General features: G+C 60.1%; 21 protein-coding genes. 10 read left to right on the forward strand and 11 right to left on the reverse strand.

Features of this window, described 5'->3' with window-relative positions:
- Positions 1-47 precede the first annotated feature (47 nt).
- The 3 genes from FW800_RS00270 to FW800_RS00280 all read right to left on the reverse strand — a co-directional run bounded on the left by FW800_RS00270 (position 48) and on the right by FW800_RS00280 (position 4,854).
- Positions 48-857 (reverse strand): putative RNA methyltransferase, encoded by an 810-nt coding sequence (locus FW800_RS00270; RefSeq protein WP_032877462.1) that lies wholly within the window; start codon positions 855-857, stop codon positions 48-50.
- Positions 857-2,008 carry a succinyl-diaminopimelate desuccinylase gene (gene dapE / locus FW800_RS00275; protein ID WP_446436751.1) on the reverse strand — a complete coding sequence of 384 codons (1,152 nt, stop codon included), beginning with the start codon at positions 2,006-2,008 and terminating at the stop codon, positions 857-859. The genes FW800_RS00270 and dapE overlap by 1 nt, the downstream gene beginning before the upstream one ends.
- Positions 2,009-2,262: 254 nt before the next feature.
- Positions 2,263-4,854, reverse strand: a complete 2,592-nt coding sequence (locus tag FW800_RS00280; RefSeq protein ID WP_005785555.1) for a glycosyltransferase — start codon at positions 4,852-4,854, stop codon at positions 2,263-2,265.
- Between the two features lie 217 nt (positions 4,855-5,071).
- Between FW800_RS00280 and tcdA the strand changes: the two genes are divergently transcribed.
- On the forward strand, positions 5,072-5,881 hold the full coding sequence (gene tcdA / locus FW800_RS00285) for a tRNA cyclic N6-threonylcarbamoyladenosine(37) synthase TcdA (RefSeq protein ID WP_005785557.1): 810 nt from the start codon (positions 5,072-5,074) through the stop codon (positions 5,879-5,881).
- A 411-nt stretch (positions 5,882-6,292) separates the two neighbouring features.
- Here tcdA and FW800_RS00290 read toward each other — a convergent pair whose 3' ends face one another.
- The 4 genes from FW800_RS00290 to FW800_RS00305 all read right to left on the reverse strand — a co-directional run bounded on the left by FW800_RS00290 (position 6,293) and on the right by FW800_RS00305 (position 9,351).
- The gene (locus FW800_RS00290; protein WP_103733446.1) at positions 6,293-6,706 is read right to left on the reverse strand and encodes a SufE family protein; all 414 of its coding nucleotides are present in this window, start codon (positions 6,704-6,706) and stop codon (positions 6,293-6,295) included.
- Entirely contained in the window at positions 6,703-7,908 is a 1,206-nt protein-coding gene (locus tag FW800_RS00295) for an aminotransferase class V-fold PLP-dependent enzyme (protein WP_228309425.1), read from the reverse strand. Before FW800_RS00295 ends, FW800_RS00290 begins: the two co-directional genes overlap by 4 nt.
- Positions 7,909-7,976: 68 nt before the next feature.
- The gene (gene dapD / locus FW800_RS00300) at positions 7,977-9,011 is read right to left on the reverse strand and encodes a 2,3,4,5-tetrahydropyridine-2,6-dicarboxylate N-succinyltransferase (protein WP_032877456.1); all 1,035 of its coding nucleotides are present in this window, start codon (positions 9,009-9,011) and stop codon (positions 7,977-7,979) included.
- Between the two features lie 31 nt (positions 9,012-9,042).
- Positions 9,043-9,351 (reverse strand): arsenate reductase, encoded by a 309-nt coding sequence (locus tag FW800_RS00305; RefSeq protein WP_241092152.1) that lies wholly within the window; start codon positions 9,349-9,351, stop codon positions 9,043-9,045.
- 266 nt (positions 9,352-9,617) lie between these two features.
- Between FW800_RS00305 and FW800_RS00310 the strand changes: the two genes are divergently transcribed.
- Positions 9,618-11,261, forward strand: coding sequence for a Na+/H+ antiporter (locus tag FW800_RS00310; RefSeq protein WP_032877381.1), 1,644 nt, complete (start codon positions 9,618-9,620; stop codon positions 11,259-11,261).
- Here the strand turns inward: FW800_RS00310 and FW800_RS00315 are convergent.
- The 4 genes from FW800_RS00315 to map form a co-directional block, all read right to left on the reverse strand.
- On the reverse strand, positions 11,254-11,997 hold the full coding sequence (locus tag FW800_RS00315) for a M12 family metallopeptidase (protein ID WP_446436752.1): 744 nt from the start codon (positions 11,995-11,997) through the stop codon (positions 11,254-11,256). The genes FW800_RS00310 and FW800_RS00315 overlap by 8 nt on opposite strands.
- A gap of 124 nt (positions 11,998-12,121) precedes the next feature.
- Complete coding sequence (dapC, locus tag FW800_RS00320; protein WP_078820466.1) at positions 12,122-13,321, reverse strand: succinyldiaminopimelate transaminase; 1,200 nt, start codon at positions 13,319-13,321, stop codon at positions 12,122-12,124.
- A gap of 143 nt (positions 13,322-13,464) precedes the next feature.
- Positions 13,465-16,167 (reverse strand): [protein-PII] uridylyltransferase, encoded by a 2,703-nt coding sequence (locus FW800_RS00325; RefSeq protein ID WP_032877378.1) that lies wholly within the window; start codon positions 16,165-16,167, stop codon positions 13,465-13,467.
- Between the two features lie 66 nt (positions 16,168-16,233).
- Positions 16,234-17,016 (reverse strand): type I methionyl aminopeptidase, encoded by a 783-nt coding sequence (gene map, locus FW800_RS00330; RefSeq protein WP_032877377.1) that lies wholly within the window; start codon positions 17,014-17,016, stop codon positions 16,234-16,236.
- A 387-nt stretch (positions 17,017-17,403) separates the two neighbouring features.
- On the opposite strand from map, the gene rpsB reads away from it, so the two are divergent.
- The 8 genes from rpsB to rseP all read left to right on the forward strand — a co-directional run bounded on the left by rpsB (position 17,404) and on the right by rseP (position 24,875).
- On the forward strand, positions 17,404-18,141 hold the full coding sequence (gene rpsB, locus FW800_RS00335; RefSeq protein ID WP_003189158.1) for a 30S ribosomal protein S2: 738 nt from the start codon (positions 17,404-17,406) through the stop codon (positions 18,139-18,141).
- 191 nt (positions 18,142-18,332) lie between these two features.
- Positions 18,333-19,196, forward strand: a complete 864-nt coding sequence (gene tsf, locus FW800_RS00340) for a translation elongation factor Ts (protein ID WP_005785711.1) — start codon at positions 18,333-18,335, stop codon at positions 19,194-19,196.
- Positions 19,197-19,406: 210 nt separating this feature from the next.
- Positions 19,407-20,150 carry a UMP kinase gene (gene pyrH / locus FW800_RS00345; protein ID WP_003189161.1) on the forward strand — a complete coding sequence of 248 codons (744 nt, stop codon included), beginning with the start codon at positions 19,407-19,409 and terminating at the stop codon, positions 20,148-20,150.
- Positions 20,147-20,704: a ribosome recycling factor gene (gene frr, locus FW800_RS00350; protein ID WP_032877376.1), complete on the forward strand. Its 558-nt coding sequence runs from the start codon at positions 20,147-20,149 to the stop codon at positions 20,702-20,704. The genes pyrH and frr overlap by 4 nt, the downstream gene beginning before the upstream one ends.
- A 17-nt stretch (positions 20,705-20,721) precedes the next feature.
- A complete protein-coding gene (uppS, locus tag FW800_RS00355; protein ID WP_032877375.1) occupies positions 20,722-21,477 on the forward strand; it encodes a polyprenyl diphosphate synthase in 756 nt (251 codons plus the stop codon).
- Positions 21,478-22,284 carry a phosphatidate cytidylyltransferase gene (locus FW800_RS00360; protein WP_122735318.1) on the forward strand — a complete coding sequence of 269 codons (807 nt, stop codon included), beginning with the start codon at positions 21,478-21,480 and terminating at the stop codon, positions 22,282-22,284.
- Positions 22,281-23,471: a 1-deoxy-D-xylulose-5-phosphate reductoisomerase gene (gene ispC, locus FW800_RS00365; RefSeq protein WP_005785718.1), complete on the forward strand. Its 1,191-nt coding sequence runs from the start codon at positions 22,281-22,283 to the stop codon at positions 23,469-23,471. Before FW800_RS00360 ends, ispC begins: the two co-directional genes overlap by 4 nt.
- Positions 23,472-23,522: 51 nt before the next feature.
- Positions 23,523-24,875 carry a sigma E protease regulator RseP gene (gene rseP, locus FW800_RS00370; RefSeq protein WP_103733453.1) on the forward strand — a complete coding sequence of 451 codons (1,353 nt, stop codon included), beginning with the start codon at positions 23,523-23,525 and terminating at the stop codon, positions 24,873-24,875.
- The last annotated feature ends 71 nt before the right edge of the window (positions 24,876-24,946 follow it).

A 24,946-nucleotide genomic window follows, 5' to 3' on the forward strand; every position in this document is an offset into this window, starting at 1 on the left:
CTCGTTGCGGGATTCGAAAATCCATTCGCGGATATTTGTAAAGTCAGCTATTGAAGCACGAAATAATCGTAGCGCATCGACACCGTGACCTGCAGCGGCTCGGCCGCCTCGATCACTTCGGCGCGGCGCTCGGCACTGGCCCGCCAGCCATGAGGCGTCATGGCCAGCAGGTTGGCGCGGTCGGCAGGCTCGGCCAGGCTCAGGGTGAACTCAAGGGTTTCACTGTGCGCCAGGCTCATGCCCTCCGGCACCAGGGCCAGGTGTTTATCATCGGTGTACTCGCGCACTTCGTCGTACAGGCGCTCGCGCAGTTCCATCAAGTGGCCGCTGGTCGGGCCGACCTTCATCAAGCCGCCGCCGGGGCTGAGCAGGCGCTTGGCTTCTTGCCAGTCCAACGGGCTGAACACGCTCGCGAGGAACTGGCAGCTGGCATCGGCCAAGGGTACTCGGGCCATGCTGGCGATCAACCAGGTCAGCGCCGGGTTGCGTTTGCACGCGCGCTTGACCGCCTCCTTGGATATATCCAGGGCATAGCCATCGGCGTCGGGCAGCGCCTCGGCGATTTGCGCGGTGTAGTAACCCTCGCCACAGCCGATGTCGACCCAGCGCTGCGGTGCGCGCTCGGCGGCCAGCTCGGCCAGGCGCTTGGCCACCGGGGCGTAGTGCCCGGCGTTGAGGAAGTCACGGCGTGCCTCGACCATGGCCAGGTTATCGCCCGGGTCACGGCTGTTCTTGTGCTGCACCGGCAACAGGTTCAGGTAGCCCTGGCGCGCACGGTCGAAACGGTGCCCGACCGGGCACGCCACGCCATTGTCCACCGCGTTGAGCGGTGCGCTGCAAATGGGGCAGGCAAGCATCAGGCGAGCAACTTGATCAGGGTCTGGTAATAGATTTCGGTCAGCACATCGAGGTCGCTGGCCAGGATGCGTTCGTTGACCTGGTGGATGGTCGCGTTGACCGGGCCCAGCTCGACCACCTGGGTGCCCAGCGTGGCGATAAAGCGCCCATCGGAAGTACCGCCGCTGGTGGACGCCTTGGTCTCACGCCCGGTGATCGCCTTGATACTGGCAGATACTGCATCCAGCAGCGCACCCGGCTCGGTGAGGAACGGCAGGCCCGACAGCGCCCAATCCACATGCCAGTCCAGGCCATGTTTATCCAGGATGGCCGCGACCCGCTGTTGCAGGCCCTCGACGGTGGATTCGGTCGAGAAGCGGAAGTTGAACACCGCCGTCAGGTCGCCGGGGATCACGTTGGTGGCGCCGGTGCCGGAATTGAGGTTGGAAATCTGGAAGCTGGTCGGCGGGAAGAAGGCGTTGCCGTCATCCCAATGCTCGGCAGCCAACTCGGCCAGAGCCGCTGCAGCCAGGTGGATCGGGTTCTTCGCCAGGTGCGGGTAAGCCACGTGGCCCTGTACGCCGCGTACGGTCAAGGTGGCACCGAGGGAGCCACGACGGCCGTTCTTGACCACATCGCCCACCAGGGTGGTGCTCGACGGTTCGCCGACTATGCACCAGTCCAGGCGTTCCTTGCGTGCAGCCAGGCGTTCGATCACGGCCTTGGTGCCGTGATGCGCCGGGCCTTCTTCGTCGCTGGTGATCAGGAAGGCGACCGAGCCCTTGTGGTCCGGGTAGTCGGTGACAAAGCGTTCCGCCGCCACCAGCATCGCCGCCAGGCTGCCTTTCATGTCTGCCGCGCCACGGCCGCAAAGCATGCCGTTTTCATCGATCAAGGCGTCGAATGGGTCGTTCTGCCAGGCCTGCACCGGGCCGGTCGGCACCACGTCGGTATGGCCGGCGAAGCACAGCACCGGGCCTTCGTGTTTGCCGTGGGTGGCCCAGAAATTGTCTACGTCTTCGATACGCATCGGTTCAAGCGTAAAACCGGCGTCGCCCAGGCGCTGCATCATCAGCTTCTGGCAATCGGCATCGATCGGCGTGACCGAGGGGCGACGGATCAGGTCGATGGCCAGTTGAAGGGTCGGCGAAAGGTCGGCATGGGCCGTCATGGGGAAACTCCGGAAAGCGTGTGATGGGCGCAGGACGAATGTGGAAATATCGAGCCTGGAGCGACGCAATTCCAATGTGGGAGCTGGCTTGCCTGCGATAGCATCGCTGCGGTATGCCTGTCAGACCGCGGCGTCTGCATCGCAGGCAAGCCAGCTCCCACATAGAATTGGGCCAGGCCAAGTCTCACAAAAGGGCCGTTATCTTATAGCAAAACGGCGGCCAGAGGCCGCCGTTTAGTGCATTGCGCAAGTTTTTACACAGCCGTGGCGGGCTCAGCCTTCGGCGCCGGTTTCGGCAGCGACGACAAGAACGCCATGATCAGCGCAGCCACGTAGGGCAGCGACTGCACCAGCAACATCACGACCCAGAAGCGAATGTCATTGCTTGGCAGGCCCTGCACCAGGTAGATCCCCAGCGCGGCGCCCCACAGCAGCAGCATGATGAACATTTCTTCGCGGGCTTCAGAGATCGCTACCCAGAAGCCATGGTTGTCCGCGTTTTTCGGCGTGCGAAAGAACGGAATGCTGGTGGTGAAGAAGCCATACAACACCGCCTTGGCGATGGTATGGGACAGCGCCAACCCGGCCAGGGCCGCGCAGAACGCATCTTTCAAGTTCACCCCTACGGCACGACGGTAGAGGAAGATGATCTTGCCGACCTTGAACACGAACAACGCCAACGGCGGGATTGCGAAAATCAGCAACGGCGGGTCGACCCGTGTCGGCACGATGATCATCGCCGCCGACCACAACAGCGCGCCGACGGTAAAGAAGATGTTCATGCCATCCGCTACCCACGGCAACCAGCCCGCGAGGAAGTGGTAGCGCTGGCCGCGAGTCAATTCGGTGTCTTTGCCACGTATCAGGCTGGCGGTGTGACGCTTGATAATTTGGATCGCGCCGTAGGCCCAGCGGAAACGCTGTTTCTTGAAGTCGATAAAGGTATCCGGCATCAGGCCCTTGCCGTAGCTGTCGTGGTAGTACGCTGCCGACAAGCCTTTCTCGAACACGCGCAGGCCCAGTTCGGCGTCTTCACAGATGCACCAGTCGGCCCAGCCCAGTTCCTCAAGCACCGAGCGACGGGTCATGGTCATGGTGCCGTGCTGGATGATCGCGTCACGGTCGTTGCGGGTAACCATGCCGATATGGAAGAAGCCTTTGTATTCGGCGTAGCAGAGCTTCTTGAAGGTGCTTTCGTTCTGGTCGCGGTAATCCTGGGGCGACTGCACCACGGCGATTTTCGGATCGGCGAAGTGCGGCACCATGTGCTTGAGCCAGTTGGGTGACACGCAGTAGTCCGAGTCGATCACCGCGATCACTTCGGCATCCTTGGCGGTGTGCGGGATCAGATAATTCAACGCGCCCCCCTTGAAACCAGCCAGGGGTGCGACGTGGAAAAACTTGAAGCGCGGGCCCAGGGTTTCGCAGTAGTCGCGCACCGGTTCCCATACCGCCGGGTCCTTGGTGTTGTTGTCGATGATCAGGACTTCGTAGTCCGGATAGTCGAGGGCAGCCAGGGCGTCGAGGGTCTGTTTGACCATCTCCGGTGGCTCGTTGTAGCACGGCACGTGGATCGACACTTTCGGACGGTAGTCCGAATCGCCTTCTACCGGCAGGAATTCACGCCGGCGCTTGTGGGTCCATACCGCTTCCGCCAGTTCGTGGGCTTCGGTCAGCAACACGATAAATACGCCGAGAGCACCGAGGGCCAGCAACACGCCGACTATCAGGCTGAACCAGGTGCTGTATTGCTGGCTGTAGTCGTAGCCGATCCATACCAGTACCGACCCGCACAGAAACGCAATAAAGGTCAGGAAGGTCCGGCCCCGCTGGCGCAGCGCCGAGCCGTCGATCATCAACAGGGTCAGGGACAGCAGTGCAAGCACCACCGAGCCGATGGCCAGCACCCGCCATTGCGGGATAGCAACGACCGGGCCTTCAAAATTGAATTTCTGCTGGCGCGCGGCGTTGAACACGCCCCAGTAAGCACCTGCCGAGCCTTCGTCACTGACTTTCCACGGCTGATCGAAGGCCTCGATCACGAAGTAGTTGTAACCCTGGCGGTTAAGCTTGTTTACCAGGGTGCGCAGGTAAATGGCCTGGTCAGCCGGCGACGATTCATTACCACCGCGCATACGGCCGTTACTCGGCCAGCCAACTTCCGACAGCAGCAGCGGCTTTTTCGGGAAGGCTTTCTTCAGATCCTTGGCACGGTCGAGTACGTACTGGCCGGCCTTGTCCATCGGGATGTACTCCCAGAACGGCAGGATGTGCGCCGCGATCAGGTCGACGTGCTTGGCCAGTTGCGGGTTCTTTTCCCAGATGTGCCATTGCTCGGAAGTGGTCACCGGCACTTTCACGGCAGCGCGCACGCGGTCCAGCAACACAATCAGCGCTTCAGGGGTGATTTCGTCACGGAACAAGGCTTCGTTGCCGACCACCACGCGCACGACACTGCGCGAGTTATTGGCGATCTCGATGGCACGCTGGATTTCACGCTCGTTGCGTTCAAGGTCCGGGCTGATCCAGATCCCCAGGGTCACGCGCAGGCCGAACTCTTCGGCCAGCTTGGGGATTTCGCCCAGGGAGCCATCGACCGAGTAGGTACGGATGTTGTCCGTCAGCTTGCTCATGATCGCAAGGTCCTGACGCATCTGCTCTTCAGTCGGAAACTGATTCTTCTGCGGGTACTGGCCTTGCTGGAACGGCGAGTAGGAAAACCCGGAGATCTGTTCAGGCCAGTTGGGAGCGGTGACTGGGCGGTTGATCAGCGCCCAGAAACCGGTGAACAGCGCGGCGATGGCCAGCACGATCACCAGGTTGAGTCCAAATTTACGCGATGCCATGGTTATGTCAGGTTCCAAAAGGTGCGGAACGAAAAGAGGTGTCGGCCTACGCCGAACGGCGCGCATCCTACACCGGCCTTTCCCTGAGCGTATAGCAGGCAGAGAAAAGCCGGACGTTAGTCTGCGAAAGTCCACCTAAGTTCTTTACTTGTAGCTGGAAGCTTCGAACTTGTCGCGCTGTAGTCCATAATGCGCGCCGGTTTTTGGGGTAATGATCATGAGTACAGAAGATCCGCGGTTTGCAGGCGTCGCCCGCTTGTACGGCATCGAAGGGCTGGAACGCTTGAAAGCGGCCCACGTGGCGATTGTCGGCGTCGGCGGCGTGGGCTCCTGGGCGGCGGAAGCGATCGCCCGTTGCGGGGTGGGCGAGATTTCGCTGTTTGACCTGGACGATGTCTGCGTGAGTAACAGCAACCGCCAGTTGCACGCCCTGGACAGCACCGTGGGCAAGCCCAAGGTCGAAGTGATGGCCGAGCGCCTGCGCGGCATAAACCCGGCGTGCACGGTGCATGCCGTCGCGGACTTCGTTACCCGCGACACCATGGCGGAGTACATCACCCCGAACATCGACTGCGTGATCGACTGCATCGACGCCGTCAACGCCAAGGCGGCGCTGATTGCCTGGTGCAAGCGCCGCAAGATCCAGATCATCACCACCGGCGGCGCTGGCGGGCAGATTGACCCGACGCTGATCCAGGTGTGCGACCTGAACCGCACCTTCAATGACCCGCTGGCCTCGAAGGTGCGCTCCACACTGCGGCGGGACTACGGTTTCTCGCGCACAGTGACTCGCCATTACAGTGTGCCCTGCGTGTTTTCCACCGAGCAGCTGCGCTATCCGAAGCCGGACGGCAGCATCTGTTTGCAGAAGAGTTTTGTTGGCGACGGCGTAAAGTTGGACTGCGCGGGCGGGTTTGGCGCGGTGATGATGGTCACGGCTACCTTCGGGATGGTGGCGGCGACCAAGGCGGTGGACAAGATTGTGGCTGGGGTGCGCAGACCTTCGGAACGGGTCAAGCCCCTCTGAGTCTCAGAGCTTTACACCGTTCAAAATGTGGGAGGGGGCTTGCTCCCGATGGCGGCCTCAGGGCCGACCAGGATGTTGGACTAGACCGAGTACATATCCGTTATTTAGGTAACGGCCGCTATTGGTTCCGCTTTTACAGCGGGTCACTTTTGGAAAAGAGCCCGGAATGCCGGCCCAGCCAAAAGTAACCAAAAGGGCTCTTGCCCCACCACTCGGCACCTCGCTTAGGCTCGGTGTGCCCGCAATCCGCCATGGATTTGGGCCAGCGTGGTTTAACGGGGCGCCTAAGATCGAGATCAAGAGCGGCTCGCTTCGCATCGTGGTTACCGTCGGTTGCTATCAAGTTGGAGTGTCAGATTGATAGATCTGGTGGCTGATACGCCGCCATCGGGAGCAAGCCCCCTCCCACATTCAGTTGTGTGTATGGCTTAGTTCGCGCATACGTTGCAGGACTGCATTCAAGCCGTTGGTGCGCGATGGTGACAGCTGCCGGGACAGGCCCAGTTGGGCAAACCAACCCGGCAAATCCACCGCTTGCAGTTCATCAGCCGACAACCCATTGACCCGCGCCAGCAACAGCGCCACCAACCCGCGAATCATTCGCGCCTCGCTGCTGGCAGCAAACTGCCAATGGCCGTCCTGCAAATGCCCCACCAACCACACCAGGCTTTCACAGCCTTGCACCAGGTTGGCGTCGACCTTTTCATCATCCGCCAACGCGGGCAGTCGCTCGCCCCATTGCATCAGCATCCGCGCGCGCTGCTCCCAACCGCCGACAGCCTGGAATGCCTGCAGCGCAGCCATCGCGTCCACTGGCAAGCTCATCGCAACATATCCAGCGCCTGGTCCAACGCTTCAAAGAAGCGCTCCAGGTCATCGGAGTCGTTGTACAGCGCCAGGGACACTCGAATGGCGCCGGATAAGTGCATGGCCTTGAGCAGTGGCATTGCACAGTGATGCCCGGCGCGCACGGCGATGCCTTGCTCGGTCAACAGGTGAGCCAGGTCGGCGTTATGCACACCGTCCACCACAAAGCTCACCAGCGCTGCTTGCGGTGATCCCAGTACGCGCACGCCATTGCGTGCTTTCAGCCCGCGCAGCAAATAGTCGTGCAGTGCCGCTTCATGGGCGGTCACGGCGTGCTGATCCAGTGAGCTCAGGTAATCCAGGGTGGCACCCAGGCCGATCACGCCGGCAATGGGCGGCGTGCCGGCTTCGAACCCCAGTGGAGCAGGGCGGAAGCTGGCGCCTTGATAATCTGCCTGCTGCACCATCTCGCCGCCAAACTGCCAGTGGCGCAGGTGATGCAGGGCAGCGTTGCGACCGAACAGCACGCCGACGCCGTCCGGGCCGTAGAGCTTGTGGCTGGAAAATACGTAGAAATCGCAGCCCAGGGCCTGTACGTCGTGGCGACCATGCACGATGCCTTGGGCGCCATCCACAACAGTCAGGGCACCGTTTGCCTGGGCCAGCGTCAGTAGCGCTTCCAGCGGCTGCCAGGTGCCCAGCACGTTGGACAACTGGCTCACCGCCAGCAGGCGCGTGCGCGGGCCGATCAATGATGCGGCGGCTTGCAGGTCGATCACGCCGTCATCGTCCAGGGGCAATACCACCAGCGTCAGCGCACGCCGTTTGGCCAATTGCTGCCAGGGCAACAGGTTGGCGTGGTGTTCCAGGGCGCTGATGGCTATCTCATCGCCCGCATTGAATAGGTGCTCAAGGCCATAGGCCAAGAGGTTCAGCGCAGAGGTTGCGCCGTGGGTGAATACGACCTGCCCGCTGTCGCCTGCATTCAACCACTGCGCGACCTTGCTGCGACTGTCCTCAAAGGCTTGGGTCGCATGGGCCCCCGGCAAATGCTGGGCGCGGTGCACATTGGCTGCGCCATTGGCGTAGTAATGGCTGATGGCATCCAGCAGGGCCTGGGGTTTTTGGGCGGTGGCGGCGCTGTCCAGATAGGTCTGGTCTTGCCTTTGCAGGGTGGCGATCGCCGGGAAATCGGCGCGCCAGGGGGAGGGCACAAGCATGGTGATCAAGACTCGTATAAGCGAGCCGCACCCGAAGGTGCGGCCCGCTAGTGGCATCGAGTGGCTGCTTAGTTGTGAGCGTGCAGCGCTTCGTTCAGTTCGATGGCCGATTTGTGGGTTTTGCACTCCACGGCACCGGTCTCGGAATTGCGGCGGAACAGCAGGTCCGGTTGACCGGCCAACTCGCGCGCCTTGACCACCTTGACCAACTGGTTCTGCTCGTCAAGCAGCGCAACCTTGGTGCCGGCGGTGATGTACAGGCCCGACTCCACGGTGTTGCGGTCGCCCAACGGGATGCCGGTACCGGCGTTGGCGCCGATCAGGCAGCCTTCGCCCACCTTGATCACGATGTTGCCGCCGCCCGACAGGGTGCCCATGGTAGAGCAGCCGCCGCCCAGGTCCGAACCCTTGCCGACGAACACACCTGCCGATACACGGCCTTCGATCATGCCCGGGCCTTCGGTGCCGGCGTTGAAGTTGACGAAGCCTTCGTGCATCACGGTAGTGCCTTCGCCCACGTAGGCGCCCAGGCGGATACGCGCAGCGTCAGCGATGCGCACGCCGGCCGGTACCACGTAGTCGGTCATTTTCGGGAACTTGTCCACCGAGAACACTTCCAGCAGCTCGCCACGCAGACGCGCTTCGAGCTGGCGCTCGGCAAGTTCGGCGATGTCGATGGCGCCCTGGCTGGTCCAGGCCACGTTCGGCAACTGCGGGAACACGCCTGCCAGGTTCAGGCCGTGAGGCTTGACCAGGCGATGGGACAGCAAGTGCAGCTTGAGGTAGGCCTCTGGCGTGGAGGTCAGCGCGGCGTCTTCGGCCAGCAGTGTGGCAACCAGTGGGGTGTGGCTTTCAGCCAGGCGATTCAGCAGCGCGGCTTGAGTGGCGTCGACGTTCTTGAGTGCATCTGCCAGTTGCAGCGCTTGGCTGATGGTGAACGTGATCGCCTGGTTGCCCTCGGTGTAACCCAGGATCGGCGCAATGGCGGCAACGATCTCGGCTGACGGGTTGAGCAACGGTTGTGCGTAAAACACTTCCAGCCAAGCACCTTGGCGGTTCTGAGTGCCGACGCCGAAGCCCAGGCTGAACAGGGAATTGGACATGCTGTTACCTCTACAAAAATGGAAGGCTGGCCTACTTGAGGGCCGCCGAATAACTATCTGGCTTGAAGCCAATCAGGGTTCTGTCACCGAGATCGAGCACCGGGCGCTTGATCATCGAGGGTTGTGCGAGCATCAATTCAATGGCTTTCGACTGATCGAGATCGGCTTTGCGTTCGTCTTCGAGTTTGCGAAAGGTGGTGCCCGCACGGTTCAAAACCACCTGCCAACCGTGCTCGTTGCACCATTGGGTCAAGTGTTCACGGTCGATACCGGCCGTTTTGTAGTCATGGAACTCGTAGCTCAGCGCGTGCTCATCGAGCCAGGTGCGCGCCTTTTTCATGGTGTCGCAGGCTTTGATGCCGAAAAGGTGCAGGGTTTTGCTTGAAGCGGTCAAGGAATTGCCCCCCTTTGGACCAATGAAAAATGAAAGATCACGGATTATGCCACGACCAGCCGGTTTCGGCGCCGCTCGTCAGCATCCTGCGACTTTTGTGCAAAAGCCGGTGCGCGGCTTAGGCGAGTAACATAGCGGGGTAATATGGCACTTCAACGGCCAGTTGTTGCCTGATGTGTCGTTGCAAGTCGATTGTCCGGGAAACCCGCGTTATGCAAACCGCCTACACCGTTCTTATCCTGCTGATGCTGGTCAGCTTTTCGCGTCTGGTCGGACGCATCATCCCGCTACCGTTGCCCTTGCTACAGATTGCCGCCGGCGCCTTGCTGGCCTGGCCCACATTGGGGCTGCATGTGGCGTTGGATCCGGAGCTGTTCCTGTTTCTGTTCCTGCCGCCGCTGTTGTTTTCCGATGGCTGGCGCATGCCCAAGCGCGAACTGTGGCGCCTGCGTGGCCCGATTCTGACATTGGCGGTGGGCCTGGTGCTGTTTACCGTGGTCGGCGCCGGCTACTTCATTCATTGGTTGCTGCCCTCGATCCCCTTGCCGGTGGCCTTTGCCCTTGCGGCGGTTTTATCCCCAACGGATGCCGTGGCGGTGTCGGCCATTTCTCAGAATCGCTTGCCTAAACCGCTGATGCACATGCTTCAAGGCGAGGCGCTGATGAATGACGCGTCAGGCCTGGTGACCTTCAAGTTTGCCCTGGCGGCGGCGTTGACTGGGGTGTTTTCCCTGGCGGATGCCAGCCTGACCTTTGTATTGGTCGCCGTGGGCGGCTTGGCGGTCGGGGTGGCGTTGAGCTGGCTGGTCGGCCGTCTGCGCGCGTGGATGATTGCACGGGGCTGGGATGACCCCGCGACCCATGTGGTGTTCATGCTGTTGTTGCCCTTTGCTGCCTACGTGTTGGCTGAGCGTCTGGGCGCTTCGGGCATTTTGTCGGCGGTGGCGGCGGGCATGATGCAGAGCTGGCTCGACCTGCTGCCGCGCCAGACCAGTACGCGGTTGCTCAACCGCAGCGTCTGGTCGCTGCTGGAGTTTGCCTTCAATGGCCTGATTTTCCTGCTGCTCGGCCTGCAACTGCCGGACATCATCAAGGCTGTGGTCAGCCACGAAACCACCCTGTGGCCCACCCTGTTGTACCGCTGCCTGGACGTGGTGGCGATCTTTCTGGTGCTGGTGGTGCTGCGGTTTATCTGGGTGCAGAGCATCTGGCGGCTGTCGGGGTTGCTGCGCAGGCTGCGTGGCAAAAGCGCGCTGACCCTGGTGCCGACGGCGCGCTCCTGCTGGTTGCTGACCGTCGGCGGTGTCCGCGGTGCGGTGACGTTGGCGGGTGTCATGTCGGTGCCCTTGCTGTTGGCGCCGGGCCAGGATTTCCCTGAGCGTGACCTGCTGATCTTTATCGCCGCCGGGGTCATCCTGCTATCGCTGGTCGCCGCCTGCATTGCCCTGCCGTTGCTGTTGCGTGGTGTGGAGAAAAGTCCGGATGAGAAGCGCCACAACGAAGTGCGCGAGGCCTGGAAAAAGACCGCCGTGGCGGCGATCCATGCGTTGGAGGTCGAAGAACCCGTCGAAGCCGAAACGCCGGATGCCGCTCAGGCTGCATTGGCCACCGAGCTCAAGGCGCGGCTGATGGCGGAGTATCGTCATCAGTTGGACGTATTCAATGACTCGGCCGAGGCTCAGGCACTGGCGCTGCAAATGGATCAACTGGAGCGCAGGCTGAGGCTCAAGGCGCTACGTGCGCAGCGCCTGGAGCTCTACCGTTTGAGTCGCCAGCATCAGATTGGCGACGATGTACTGCGCGAGGTATTGGCGGATCTGGATATGAGTGAAGCGAACTTGGGAAGTGTTAAGTAGGGCTGGAACTGATCATTGCCCGGATGCTTGAATTGAGCAGTTTGCCCAAGAGAGTTTTATCTTCTGGATAAAGCGACTGCATGAACTTTTTATCGTCTTCAGACAGTTTGAAGTTGCGCGGGATGGGGGGACCACCGTTGAGTCTTGAAGCAGGAAAGCCATAGTGCATGATGGATTTGTCATCATAGTTTGCAGAGGCTGTTACCTGGGGGCGTGAAAAAGTCCTGATGATATTGTTATCGGCCTCATAGCTGAATTGCCTACGCGACTCGTACTCGTCATAGATATTCTGTCTATTCAGGTCCAGTGTGCGATCCGGATGCTGGTGCTCATGCTTCAAACCCAGGGCGTGGCCGAATTCGTGTTGAACCGTCGCGGCAATGCCGTCCGGTGAATCTTTGAAGCCAATACTCATGGTCGGTTTGGAGAGGGGGACGTTTTTTGCATCGGTTCCCACGCTTGACCATCCGGCGTGACTGTTATTGTCTGCAGTAATGCGTATGTCACCGTTAGGGCTGTCAATAAATTTCAAGTAGAGGTTAGTGTGCGGCGCCCATTTATTGATGTTGTGCTGTACCAGATCCTTTTGTTCCTGTGTCATGTTCAGTCGCGAGATGGTCAGCACTGAATGTTGAGGCCATAGTTTGTCCGGCATGGCGACGCCGCGTTTGGCTCTACTGTGAGGTGCGTTCACGGAGTGAGGAGAAACGGGACGGGTTGGGATGGTGAGGGGCATGTCGTTCACCTGAGCGTGTGTACCAGATGAACGTGGGTGGAGCATTTAACAGGCTTTGTTCCCATTGATGGGTGCAAGATACATCGGTAATGGCCGCTCCCACGGTGTGGGAGCGGCTTGAAACTCAAACGCGGCGCTGTATGAAATCGCGAATCCGCTCAGCCGCTTCGACACATTCGGCCAATGGCGCAACCAATGCCAGGCGCACACGCCCTGCGCCTGGGTTGAAACCGTCGACTTCGCGGGACAGGTAAGAGCCCGGTACTACCGTCACATGTTCTTCCACAAACAGATCGCGGCAGAAGTCCGCGTCGTCACCGTTCACCTTCGGCCACAGATAGAAGCCGCCGTCCGGGCTTTGTACATCCAGCACCGGTTTGAGGATCGCCAGCACCGCATCGAACTTTTCGCGGTACAGGTCACGGTTGGCCAGTACATGGGCCTCGTCCTGCCAGGCAGCGATGCTGGCTAGCTGGGTTTGCACCGGCATCGCGCAACCATGGTAGGTGCGGTACAGCAAAAAGGCCTTGAGGATGTCGGCGTCGCCGGCCACGAAACCTGAGCGCAGGCCTGGCAGGTTGGAACGCTTGGACAGGCTATGGAACACCACACAGCGTTTGAAATCCCGGCGCCCCAGTTCGACGCAGGCGCTGAGCAGGCCAGGCGGTGGGGTTTGTTCGTCGAAGTAGAGTTCGCTGTAGCATTCGTCGGCGGCGATCACGAAGTCGTATTCGTCGGCCAGGGCGATGAGTTTTTTCAGTGTGTCGACCGGGATCAGCGCGCCGGTCGGGTTGCCTGGGGAGCACAGGAACAGGATTTGGCAACGTTTCCAGATGTCGGGGGAGACGGCGTCGAAGTCCGGGTTCAAGCCATTGCTATCCAGGCACGGCAGGTAATGCGGCTTGGCCCCGGCCAGGAACGCGGCGCCTTCGTAGATTTGGTAAAACGGGTTGGGACTGACCACCAGCGCATCGTCGCCACGGTTGACCACGGTCTGGGTGAAGGCGAACAGGGCTTCACGGGTGCCGTTGACCGGCAGGATGTTCCGCGCCGGGTCCAACCAGCCCTTGGGCACATTGAAGCGGCGTTCGCACCAGGCGCCGATGGCTTCACGCAGGGCAGGGGTACCCAGCGTGGTGGGGTACACCGCCATCTGGTCGAGGTTGTTGCTCAGCGCCTCGGCGACAAAGGTCGGGGACTTGTGCTTGGGTTCGCCGATGGACAGTGCAATCGGGCGTTTGTCCGGGTTCGGCGTCACGCTGCCGAGCAGGGCGCGCAGTTTCTCGAAAGGGTAGGGCTGCAACTGGTTAAGGGCGTTGTTCATATAAGCCTCTATCACGGTGAGCGCGGCCCCTGTGGGAGCTGGCTTGCCTGCGATGGCATCACTGCGGTCGACCTGACGGACCGAGGTGTCTGCATCGCAGGCAAGCCAGCTCCCACATGACTCGTGTTCACAAAGTTAAGAATTCAAATAGTCAGTCGGGTCAGCTCAACGCCGGGTTCCTGGGTCACGCTCAATTGTTCCACGATCGCATCCTGCAGGCGGCGACACAGCTCAGGGTCGGACAGCGGCTGGTTATCAGCGTCGGTGATGAAGAACACGTCTTCCACCCGTTCGCCGAGGGTCGCAATCTTGGCATTCTGCAACGACAGGTCGAACTCCAGGAAAATCCCGCCGATGCGCGCCAGCAGGCCCGGGCGATCCGGCGCGCTGAGTTCCAGCACCGTCACCGGTCGCTGCGCGTCGTTGGAAATGGTCACCTGGGGCGCAAAGGCAAAATGCTTGAGCTGGCGCGGCACCCGGCGTTGGATGATGGTTGGGTAATCGTCCGGGTTGCGCAGGGCTTCGGTGAGGCCTTCGCGGATCTTTTTCACCCGCGCCGGGTTATCGCCAATAGAGTCGCCGTCGGTGTCGAGCACGATGTAGGTGTCGAGGGTGAACTGGCTGCTGGAGGTGATGACCCGAGCGTCATGGATGTTCAGGTTGAGCTGGTCCATGGCGGCCACGGTCACGGCGAAAAAGTCGTGCTGGTCCGGCGCGTAGATGAAGATCTGCGTGCCGCCTTCGAATTCGCGCTGGGTGGTTTCCTTGATCAAGACCAACGGGCCACCGTCGGCCGGCTGCTGCAGGATCGCATCGCTGTGCCAAGCCACATCGCCGGCTGTGTGGCGCAGGAAATAGTCGTCGCCCAGTTGCGACCAGAGCTGTTCGACGTCGTCCGGGTCGTTACCACCGCGTACCAGAATATCCAGGGCCGCACTTTGGGTGCGGCGGATCTGCTCTTCGCGGTCCACCGGGTTCTCCAGGCCGCGGCGCAGGGCGCGCTTGGTCTCGGTGTACAGCTGGCGCAACAGGCTGGCGCGCCAGGAGTTCCACAACGTGGGGTTGGTGGCGTTGATGTCGGAGACGGTCAGCACATAAAGATAGTCGAGACGGGTTTCATCGCCGACGATGCCGGCAAAGTCGTGGATCACCTGCGGGTCGGACAAGTCCTTGCGCTGGGCGGTTGTCGACATCACCAGATGGTTTTGCACCAGCCAGACGATCAGGCGGCTGTCCCAGAGGGGCAGTTGGTGGCGCTGGCAGAAGGCTTCGGCGTCCACTGCACCGATTTCCGAGTGATCGCCATGGCGACCCTTGCCGATGTCGTGATACAGGCCCGCCAGGTAGATCAGCTCAGGCTTGGGCAGCTTGGCCATCAGTTTACTGGCCAGTGGGAATTTCTCTGACACCTGGGTGTACTGCAACTTACGCAGGTGCTTGATCAGGTTCAGGGTGTGGGCATCGACGGTGTAGATGTGGAACAGGTCGTGCTGCATTTGCCCGACGATAAAGCCGAACTCCGGCAGGTAGCGCCCGAGGATGCCGTAGCGGTTCATGCGCCGCAGGTTGCGGTGGATGCCGATGCGGCACTTGAACAGTTCGATAAACAGGCTGGTATTGCGGATGTCGTTGCGAAATTCGTCGTCGATCAGGTGACGGTTTTCCCGCAGCAAACGGATAGTATCGGCGCGCACGCCTTTGATGTCCGGCTGCTGGGCCATCAGCACGAAGATTTCCAGCATGGCGAACGGGGTGCGGCGGAACACGTTGTCGTTACGTGCTTCGATATAACCGTCATGCAGTTGGAAGCGCGCATTGATCGGCTGCGGCGGCGCTTCGTCTTCGGGGGCCAGGATCACCTCCTCGAAGTGCTGGATGATCAGGTCGCTGAGCTGGGCAATGCTCATGACCACCCGGTAGTACTGTTGCATGAAGCTTTCGATGCTGGTCTTCGCGTCTTCGCCCTCAAAGCCCAGCAGGGTGGCGATGGAGCGTTGGTGATCGAACAGCAGGCGGTCCTCGGAGCGCCCGGCGAGCATGTGCAGGGCGTAGCGCACCTTCCACAGGAACTCCTGGGACGAGGCCAGCAGGGTGTTTTCGCTCTCCACCAGGAAGCCTTCGCCAGCCAGGGCGCGCAGGTTCAGCGTGCCGTATTGGCGGCGCGCCACCCACAAAATCGTCTGGATATCCCGCAGCCCGCCCGGGGACCCTTTGACGTTGGGTTCCAGGTTGTATTCGGTGTCGTTGTACTTGTGGTGCCGCGCCTTCTGTTCGGCGCGCTTGGCCAGGAAGAAATCCTTGCTCGGCCACATGTGTGCGGTGCTGGTGACTTCGAGCATGCGCTGGCGCAGGCGCTCGGGGCCGCAGATGGTGCGGCTTTCCATCAGGTTGGTGACCACCGTCAAGTCAGCACGGGCCTCTTCGGCGCATTCATCCACCGAGCGCACGCTCTGGCCGACTTCCAGGCCGATGTCCCACAGCAATGTCAGAAAACGCTCGATGGAATCACGAAAGGTTTCGTGGTCGGCGCTGTCCAGCAGGATCAACAGGTCGATGTCGGAGTAGGGGTGCAGTTCGCCGCGACCGTAGCCGCCGACCGCCACCAGGGCGATATCGGCGTCTGCACTCCAGCTGAACTGTTCCCAGGCTTTCTGCAGGATGTTATCGACGAACCAGGCGCGGTCCTCGATCAGTCGTCTGATGTCCCGACCACTGCGAAAACGCGCGTCGAGCACCTCGCGCGCCTGGCGGATGGCTTTCTTGAAGGCGGCGATGGGGCTCGCCTTCAATGCCAGCTCGGCCTGGAACTGGCCACGGTCGAAGAGTTCGGGATCCACCTGGGGCATCGGTCGGCTTTCCTATCTATCTATTGAGTCAGTCACACGGTTGAAGCTGGAAAACCGAAGCAACCCTCACGCCGAAACGCGAGGAATGGTGTCGTCTGCGCGCAACGTGAAGATCTCGTAGCCGGTTTCGGTGACCAGCAGCGTGTGTTCCCACTGAGCCGAGAGCTTGCGGTCCTTGGTGATAGCGGTCCAGCCGTCGCCCAGCACCTTGGTATCGGCCTTGCCTTGGTTGATCATCGGCTCGATGGTAAAGGTCATGCCTGCCTTGAGTTCCATGCCGGTGCCGGCGCGGCCGTAGTGCAGGATCTGTGGTTCTTCGTGGAACACCGTGCCGATGCCGTGGCCGCAGAATTCGCGCACCACCGAGAAGCCGTTCTTTTCGGCGTGCTTCTGGATCACTTCACCGATGTCACCCAGGCGGCAGCCTGGCTTGACGATTTCGATGGCCTTGTACATGCATTCCTGGGTCACCTGGGACAGGCGCTCGGCCCAGACCGGCACGTTGCCGACGTGGAACATGCGACTGGTGTCGCCGAAGTAGCGGTCCTTGATCACGGTGACGTCGATGTTCAGGGTGTCGCCGTCCTTCAACGGCTTGTCACCGGGAATGCCGTGGCACACCACATGGTTGACCGAGGTGCAGATCGACTTGGGGAAGCCTTTGTAGTTCAGCGGCGCAGGGATGGCCTTTTGCACATTGACGATATAGTCGTGGCAGATCTGGTTCAGGGTTTCGGTGGTGACGCCCGGCTTTACATGCTCTGCAATCATTTCCAGCACGTCAGCGGCCAGTTTGCCGGCGATGCGCATGCCGGCGATGTCTTCGGCGGTTTTCAAACTAACGGTCATACAGGCTCTCTCTAGCGCGACGCGCTGAAATCAATACGGTTTACGGGCGTGCGACAAAAGGTTGCTGAATTCGCACAAGCCACAAAAAACGCGATTCTAACAGACGCGGGCGGTAAACCATGAGCCCCTGACGATCGCTTCTATCTATAGGGTGGGGGTAAATCCGCTCTATTCAACGGCTTGCGCACAGATCGCTGCGGTCAGGTGTGATTGCGGGTTTCGTTTTCGCCCTTGCTGTGGTATAAAATGCGCCGCTTTCCGGGGATACCCCGAAAAGCTTAAATCCACACACGTGTCGACACGATGACCTGGGTGCCGGAGGCCTTGATGCCGCTGGTTGGTCATTGGGATACGTGGAGGCCAAACCCGACTTATTAAGGAACTATCATGTCCCAAGTCAACATGCGCGATATGCTGAAGGCCGGTGTGCACTTCGGTCACCAGACCCGTTACTGGAACCCGAAAATGGGTAAATACATTTTCGGCGCGCGTAACAAGATTCACATTATCAACCTTGAAAAAACCCTGCCAATGTTCAACGAAGCTCTGACTTTCGTAGAGCGTCTGGCCCAGGGCAAAAACAAGATCCTGTTCGTCGGCACCAAGCGTTCCGCTGGCAAGATCGTTGCTGAAGAAGCAGCACGTTGCGGTTCGCCGTACGTCGATCACCGCTGGTTGGGCGGCATGCTGACCAACTTCAAAACCATCCGTGCTTCCATCAAGCGTCTGCGTGACCTTGAAGTGCAAGCTGAAGACGGTACTTTCGCCAAGCTGACCAAGAAAGAAGCGCTGATGCGCTCCCGTGACCTGGAAAAGCTCGATCGTTCCCTGGGTGGTATCAAGGACATGGGCGGTCTGCCTGACGCACTGTTCGTTATCGACGTTGATCACGAGCGCATCGCGATCACCGAAGCCAACAAGCTGGGCATCCCGGTTATCGGCGTAGTCGATACCAACAGCAGCCCGGAAGGCGTTGACTACATCATCCCAGGCAACGATGACGCAATCCGCGCTATCCAGCTGTACATGGGTTCGATGGCTGACGCTGTAATCCGTGGTCGCAACCACGTTGCTGGCGGTACCGAGCAGTTCGTTGAAGAAGCTCCGGTAGCTGCCGCTGAGTAACTGACGCCCTGGCGTTGACTCAGTAAGCAAAAAGGGGGCTTGGCCCCCTTTTTGCCACCTCGAAAACCATTTGTCGGCAGCGCAGCTACATCATTTGTAACGTGCAGCGGCCTACAACGGAAATTCGGGAAGAATTGATCGCCCGTTTGATCGGGTGGAATGGTTGAAAACCTATCCAAGAGGATTTTGAAATGGCAGAGATTACTGCAGCGTTGGTTAAAGAACTGCGTGAGCGTACCGGCGAAGGCATGATGGATTGCAAAAAGGCCTTGACCAAGGCCGGCGGCGACATCGAAAAAGCCATTGATGACATGCGTGCTTCCGGCGCCATCAAGGCTGCCAAGAAAGCAGGCAACGTCGCTGCTGAAGGCGCTATCGCCCTGAAAGAAGACGGCAAATCCGCCGTTCTGCTGGAAGTCAACTCGCAGACCGACTTCCTGGCTCTGCAGGATGACTTCAAGGCATTCGTTGCTGCCAGCGTCGAAAAAGCCTTCGCTGACAAGCTGACCACTGTTGAGCCTCTGATCGAAGCTCAAGAAGCAGCTCGTCTGGTACTGGTCGGCAAGGTTGGCGAAAACGTCAACATCCGTCGCCTGGTTCGCGTTGAAGGTGATGTTGTTGGTGGTTACCTGCACGGCAACAAAATCGGTGTAGCAGTTGTTCTGAAAGGCGGCGACGTTGAGCTGGCCAAAGACATCGCTATGCACGTTGCTGCAAGCAACCCTGAGTTCCTGCTGCCTTCGGAAGTGTCTGCCGAAGCGATCGAGCGCGAAAAAGCTGTGTTCCTGCAGCTGAACGAAGAAAAAATCAAAGGCAAGCCAGAAAACATTGTTGAGAACATGGTCAAAGGCCGTATCAGCAAGTTCCTGGCCGAAGCAAGCCTGGTTGAGCAGGCGTTCGTCAAGAACCCTGAAATCAAGGTTGGCGAACTGGCCAAGAAAGCCGGTGCTGAAATCGTTTCCTTCACTTACTTCAAAGTAGGCGAAGGCATCGAGAAGCCGGTCGACAACTTCGCTGAAGAAGTTGCTGCCCAGCTGGCTGCCGCCAAGCAATAAGACAGTCCCAAACTGTCGCCGAAAGAGGCTGCCCGCTCACGCGCGCAGCCTCTTTTCAAATGGGAAGGCCAATTTTATTTGGTTTCCTCTCGGAACTGGCTTACAAAGCCGTGTTCCGATGGCGCTGTGACAGCGTCCAGCTAGAGTGAACGCAAGCCGTAAACGGCTCGCCAAGAATTTTTAAAAAATACGCCGCAGGAGAGATTCGCAATGGCTCAGCAGGGCAGTGGTTATCAGGCTCGCTATAAACGCATTCTACTCAAGCTCAGCGGCGAGGCCCTCATGGGCTCGGAAGAGTTCGGGATCGACCCCAAGGTGCTTGACCGCATGGCGCTGGAAGTCGGCCAATTGGTCGGTATCGGTGTGCAGGTCGGCCTGGTGATCGGCGGCGGCAATCTGTTCCGCGGCGCGGCACTGAGTGCGGCCGGTATGGATCGGGTCACTGGCGACCACATGGGCATGCTGGCCACTGTGATGAACGCCCTGGCCATGCGCGACGCCCTGGAGCGTGCCAATATCTCGGCCATCGTGATGTCGGCTATCTCCATGGTTGGCGTGACCGATCACTACGATCGCCGCAAAGCCATGCGCCACCTGAACTCCAAGGAAGTGGTGATCTTTGCCGCTGGCACAGGCAACCCGTTCTTCACCACGGATTCGGCGGCGTGCCTGCGCGCTATCGAAATCGATGCCGACGTGGTGCTCAAAGCCACCAAGGTAGATGGCGTATACACTGCAGACCCATTCAAAGACCCGCATGCCGAGAAGTTCGATCATCTGACCTACGATGAAGTGCTGGATCGCAAGCTGGGTGTGATGGACCTGACTGCTATCTGCCTGTGCCGCGACCACAAGATGCCGCTGCGCGTATTTAACATGAACAAGCCCGGCGCCCTGCTGAATATCGTACACGGCGGCGCGGAAGGGACTCTGATCGAGGAAGGCCAACAATGATCAATGAAATCAAGAAAGACGCCCAGGCGCGTATGCAGAAATCCCTGGAATCCCTGAGCCATGCATTTGGTCAGATCCGTACCGGCAAGGCGCACCCGAGCATCCTGGGCAGCGTGATGGTGCCTTACTACGGTTCCGACACCCCGCTCAGCGGCGTGGCCAACGTGACCGTGAAGGACTCGCGCACCCTGCAAGTCGTGGCCTTCGAGCGCAACATGCTCGCGGCAGTCGACAAGGCGATCCAGAGCGCCGGTCTGAACCTCAACCCGACCAACCTCGGCGAGTTGTTGTTGATCTCCATGCCAGCCCTGACCGAAGAAACCCGCAAGGGCTTCACCAAGCAGGCGCGCAGTGCCGCTGAAGATGCGCGCGTTGCCGTGCGTAACATCCGTCGCGATGCGTTGGGTGACCTGAAGAAGCTGGTCAAGGACAAGGAAATCAGCGAAGACGAAGAGCGTCGTGCCGTTGCTGATATCGACAAGTTGACCAAGGACGCCGAAGCCAAGATCACCCAGGCTACCGAAGAAAAAGAAAAGGACCTGATGGCCGTATAAGGGGTCAGGACGCCTTTATGGAAAAGACCAAGCAGACTGTGCCCTCCGTGGTGCCGCGCCATGTCGCGATCATCATGGATGGGAATAATCGCTGGGCGAAAAAACGCTTTATGCCGGGTGTTGCCGGGCATAAAGCGGGTGTTGACGCGGTAAGGGCGGTGATTGAGGTGTGCGCCGAGGCCAAGGTCGAAGTGTTGACCTTGTTCGCCTTTTCCAGTGAGAACTGGCAGCGGCCCGCCGACGAAGTCAGTGCCTTGATGGACCTGTTTTTCAAGGCGCTGCGTCGTGAGGCCAAGCGCCTCAATGACAACAACATCAGTCTGCGCATCATTGGTGATCGCTCGCGGTTCCACCCGGAACTGCAAGTGGCCATGCGCGAAGCCGAGGCTATCACCGCAGGCAGTAATCGTTTTGTGCTGCAGATCGCAGCCAATTACGGCGGCCAGTGGGATATCGCCCAGGCTGCGCAACGGCTTGCCCGCGAAGTGCAGGCCGGCCATCTGCGCCCCGACGACATCACGCCCGAACTGTTGCAAACCTGCCTGGTGACCGGCGACCTGCCGTTGCCGGACTTGTGTATCCGTACCGGTGGTGAGCATCGCATCAGCAATTTCCTGTTGTGGCAGCTAGCCTATACCGAGTTGTACTTCTCCGACCTGTTCTGGCCGGACTTCAAACACGATGCCATGCGCAATGCGCTGGCCGATTTCGCTTCCCGTCAGCGTCGTTTCGGTAAAACGAGCGAGCAGATCGAAGCTGGAGCCCGGGTTTAAATGCTTAAACAACGAATCATCACGGCGCTGATCCTGCTGCCGATTGCCTTGTGCGGTTTCTTCCTGCTTGAAGGGTCCGGCTTTGCGCTGTTTATCGGTCTGGTCGTGAGCCTGGGTGCCTGGGAATGGGCGCGCCTGGCAGGCTTCGGCAACCAGTTGCCGCGTGTGGCGTACGCCGCAGTGGTCGCGGTGTTGTTGTTCCTGATGTACATCCTGCCGGACATCGCACCCTGGGTATTGGGGGCGGCGGTGCTGTGGTGGGCGTTGGCAACATTCCTGGTGCTGACTTACCCACGCACCAGCGGTCAATGGTCCAGCGTGGCCTGCAAGCTGGTGATCGGCTTGCTGATCCTGCTGCCGGCCTGGCAAGGGCTGGTGGAAATCAAGCGCTACCCCATCGGTAATGAATTGATCCTGGCCGTGATGGTGCTGGTATGGGGGGCCGATATCGGCGCCTACTTCTCTGGTCGCGCATTTGGCAAGCGCAAGTTGGCTCCGGCCGTCAGCCCGGGCAAGAGCTGGGAAGGCGTATACGGTGGCCTGGCCTTGACGCTACTGATCACGCTGGTGGTCGGTTTGGTGCGTGACTGGTCGGTGAAAGAGATTCTGCTGGCCTTGCTGGGCACCGCTATCGTCGTGTTTATCTCGGTGGTGGGTGACCTTACCGAGAGCATGTTCAAGCGCCAGGCCGGGATCAAGGACAGCAGTAACCTGCTGCCGGGTCATGGTGGCGTGCTGGATCGCATCGACAGCCTCACTGCCGCGCTGCCGATCTTCGCGGTGTTGCTGTGGATGATCGCTTCGTGAGCGGCCTGCAGCAGGTTACCGTACTGGGCGCGACCGGCTCCGTGGGGCTGAGTACCCTGGATGTCATCGCTCGTCACCCGGATCGTTACCAGGTTTTCGCCCTGACCGGCTTCACGCGTTTGCGCGAATTACTGGCCTTGTGCGTGCGCCACTCACCGCGCTTTGCCGTAGTGCCTGAGGCCGCGGCGGCCCGTGGGCTGCAGGATGATCTGCGGGCTGCGGGGTTGACCACCCAGGTGCTGGTCGGGGAAGCGGGGTTGTGCCAGGTGGCGGCCGACGCCGATGTGGATACCGTGGTGGCGGCGATTGTCGGCGCGGCGGGGTTGCGTCCTACCCTGGCGGCAGTCGATGCCGGCAAGAAAATTCTGCTGGCCAATAAAGAAGCCCTGGTCATGTCTGGCGCACTCTTCATGCAAGCCGTGCGCAAGAGTGGGGCGGTCCTGCTGCCGCTGGACAGCGAGCACAACGCAATCTTCCAGTGCATGCCCGGGGATTTCGCCCGCGGCTTGAGCCAGGTCGGTGTGCGCCGGATTCTGCTGACGGCGTCCGGTGGCCCCTTCCGGCAGACTCCGCTGGCTGAGCTTGAGCATGTGTCTCCCGATCAGGCCTGCGCTCATCCGAACTGGTCCATGGGGCGCAAGATTTCCGTGGATTCGGCGAGCATGATGAACAAAGGCCTGGAGCTGATCGAGGCGTGCTGGTTGTTCGATGCACGGCCTGATCAGGTCGAGGTGGTGATCCATCCGCAAAGTGTGATCCACTCTTTGGTCGATTACGTGGACGGTTCGGTGTTGGCGCAGTTGGGCAACCCGGATATGCGCACGCCGATCGCCAATGCCTTGGCCTGGCCGGAGCGGATCGATTCCGGCGTAGCGCCCCTGGACCTGTTTGCGATTGCGCGCCTGGACTTCGAAGCCCCGGACGAGCAGCGTTTTCCGTGCCTGCGTCTGGCGCGGCAAGCGGCCGAGGCGGGTAACAGCGCGCCGGCCATGCTCAATGCGGCCAATGAAGTGGCCGTGGCGGCGTTTCTCGAACGGCGCATCCGCTTTCCGCAGATCGCGAGTATCATCGAGGACGTCCTGAATCTTGAGCCAGTCGTGGCTGTAAATGACCTGGGAGCGGTATTTGAGGCTGATACCAAGGCCCGAGCCTTGGCCCAGCAATGGCTGGATCGCGACACACGTTAGGGTGGGCGCGTTTGAGCCTTCAGGCATCGGATTGAAATGCGGAGAAATTAGATGAGTGCGCTCTACATGATTGTCGGCACCCTGGTTGCTCTGGGTGTGCTGGTTACCTTCCACGAATTCGGCCACTTCTGGGTGGCGCGTCGTTGCGGCGTCAAGGTATTGCGCTTTTCCGTTGGTTTCGGCATGCCATTGTTGCGCTGGCATGATCGTCGTGGCACCGAGTTCGTGATTGCCGCTATCCCGTTGGGTGGCTACGTCAAGATGCTCGATGAGCGCGAAGGTGAAGTGCCGGCTGATCAATTGGATCAGTCTTTCAATCGCAAGACCGTTCGTCAGCGTATCGCAATTGTTGCAGCGGGCCCGATCGCCAACTTCCTGTTGGCAATGGTGTTCTTCTGGGTTCTGGCCATGATGGGCAGCCAGCAGGTGCGCCCGGTCATCGGTGCAGTCGAGGCGGACAGCATCGCGTCCAGGGCCGGCTTGGTGGCAGGGCAGGAAATTGTTTCCATTGATGGCGAGCCGACCACCGGTTGGGGCGCGGTCAATTTGCAGTTGGTGCGCCGCCTGGGTGAAAGTGGCACCGTCAATGTGGTGGTGCGTGACCAGGATTCCAGTGCCGAAACCCCGCGGGCGTTGGCTCTGGACCACTGGCTCAAGGGCGCCGATGAGCCTGATCCGATCAAATCCCTGGGGATTCGTCCTTGGCGTCCGGCCTTGCCGCCGGTACTGGCTGAGCTGGATCCGAAAGGTCCGGCCCAGGCCGCAGGCCTGAAAACCGGTGATCGCCTGCTGGCCCTCGATGGCCAGGCGCTGGGTGACTGGCAGCAAGTGGTCGACCTGGTACGTGTGCGTCCTGATACCAGAATTGTGCTGAAAGTTGAGCGCGAGGGTGCTCAAATCGACGTTCCCGTGACCTTGTCGGTTCGCGGGGAGGCCAAGGCGGCCGGGGGTTACCTGGGTGCCGGGGTCAAAGGTGTCGAATGGCCGCCATCGATGGTTCGAGAGGTCAGCTTCGGGCCTTTGGCCGCGATTGGCGAGGGTGCGAAACGCACCTGGACCATGAGCGTACTGACCCTCGAATCCCTCAAGAAAATGTTGTTCGGTGAGCTCTCGGTAAAAAACTTGAGTGGACCGATAACCATTGCTAAAGTGGCGGGCGCTTCTGCCCAGTCGGGTGTTGCGGATTTCCTGAATTTCCTGGCTTATCTGAGTATTAGCCTTGGGGTTCTGAATTTGCTGCCCATTCCAGTATTGGATGGGGGGCATCTGCTGTTTTATCTGGTCGAGTGGGTGCGTGGTCGCCCCTTGTCGGATCGGGTGCAGGGTTGGGGGATACAGATCGGTATCAGTTTGGTGGTCGGGGTGATGTTGTTAGCTCTGGTCAACGATCTGGGACGACTGTAACGCTTCGCTGAATTGCGAATCTGCCGCATTTTGCGGCAGTTTGTTTATTGCCAGTTGGAATAAGAAAGGAC

It is taken from the genome of Pseudomonas sp. 910_23, assembly GCF_052850795.1.

What these genes read in the sequence shown, in the direction of transcription:
- FW800_RS00280 (WP_005785555.1), bottom strand. Translation starts at nt 4,854, where the DNA reads ATGGCATCGCGTAAATTTGGACTCAACCTGGTGATCGTGCTGGCCATC.
- dapE (WP_446436751.1), bottom strand. Translation starts at nt 2,008, where the DNA reads ATGACGGCCCATGCCGACCTTTCGCCGACCCTTCAACTGGCCATCGAC.
- FW800_RS00305 (WP_241092152.1), bottom strand. Translation starts at nt 9,351, where the DNA reads ATGAAAAAGGCGCGCACCTGGCTCGATGAGCACGCGCTGAGCTACGAG.
- tcdA (WP_005785557.1), top strand. Translation starts at nt 5,072, where the DNA reads ATGAGTACAGAAGATCCGCGGTTTGCAGGCGTCGCCCGCTTGTACGGC.
- FW800_RS00270 (WP_032877462.1), bottom strand. Translation starts at nt 857, where the DNA reads ATGCTTGCCTGCCCCATTTGCAGCGCACCGCTCAACGCGGTGGACAAT.
- frr (WP_032877376.1), top strand. Translation starts at nt 20,147, where the DNA reads ATGATCAATGAAATCAAGAAAGACGCCCAGGCGCGTATGCAGAAATCC.
- dapD (WP_032877456.1), bottom strand. Translation starts at nt 9,011, where the DNA reads ATGTCCAATTCCCTGTTCAGCCTGGGCTTCGGCGTCGGCACTCAGAAC.
- FW800_RS00290 (WP_103733446.1), bottom strand. Translation starts at nt 6,706, where the DNA reads ATGAGCTTGCCAGTGGACGCGATGGCTGCGCTGCAGGCATTCCAGGCT.
- FW800_RS00295 (WP_228309425.1), bottom strand. Translation starts at nt 7,908, where the DNA reads ATGCTTGTGCCCTCCCCCTGGCGCGCCGATTTCCCGGCGATCGCCACC.
- pyrH (WP_003189161.1), top strand. Translation starts at nt 19,407, where the DNA reads ATGGCTCAGCAGGGCAGTGGTTATCAGGCTCGCTATAAACGCATTCTA.
- FW800_RS00360 (WP_122735318.1), top strand. Translation starts at nt 21,478, where the DNA reads ATGCTTAAACAACGAATCATCACGGCGCTGATCCTGCTGCCGATTGCC.
- FW800_RS00325 (WP_032877378.1), bottom strand. Translation starts at nt 16,167, where the DNA reads ATGCCCCAGGTGGATCCCGAACTCTTCGACCGTGGCCAGTTCCAGGCC.
- rseP (WP_103733453.1), top strand. Translation starts at nt 23,523, where the DNA reads ATGAGTGCGCTCTACATGATTGTCGGCACCCTGGTTGCTCTGGGTGTG.
- dapC (WP_078820466.1), bottom strand. Translation starts at nt 13,321, where the DNA reads ATGAACAACGCCCTTAACCAGTTGCAGCCCTACCCTTTCGAGAAACTG.
- uppS (WP_032877375.1), top strand. Translation starts at nt 20,722, where the DNA reads ATGGAAAAGACCAAGCAGACTGTGCCCTCCGTGGTGCCGCGCCATGTC.
- map (WP_032877377.1), bottom strand. Translation starts at nt 17,016, where the DNA reads ATGACCGTTAGTTTGAAAACCGCCGAAGACATCGCCGGCATGCGCATC.
- tsf (WP_005785711.1), top strand. Translation starts at nt 18,333, where the DNA reads ATGGCAGAGATTACTGCAGCGTTGGTTAAAGAACTGCGTGAGCGTACC.
- FW800_RS00310 (WP_032877381.1), top strand. Translation starts at nt 9,618, where the DNA reads ATGCAAACCGCCTACACCGTTCTTATCCTGCTGATGCTGGTCAGCTTT.
- rpsB (WP_003189158.1), top strand. Translation starts at nt 17,404, where the DNA reads ATGTCCCAAGTCAACATGCGCGATATGCTGAAGGCCGGTGTGCACTTC.
- FW800_RS00315 (WP_446436752.1), bottom strand. Translation starts at nt 11,997, where the DNA reads ATGCCCCTCACCATCCCAACCCGTCCCGTTTCTCCTCACTCCGTGAAC.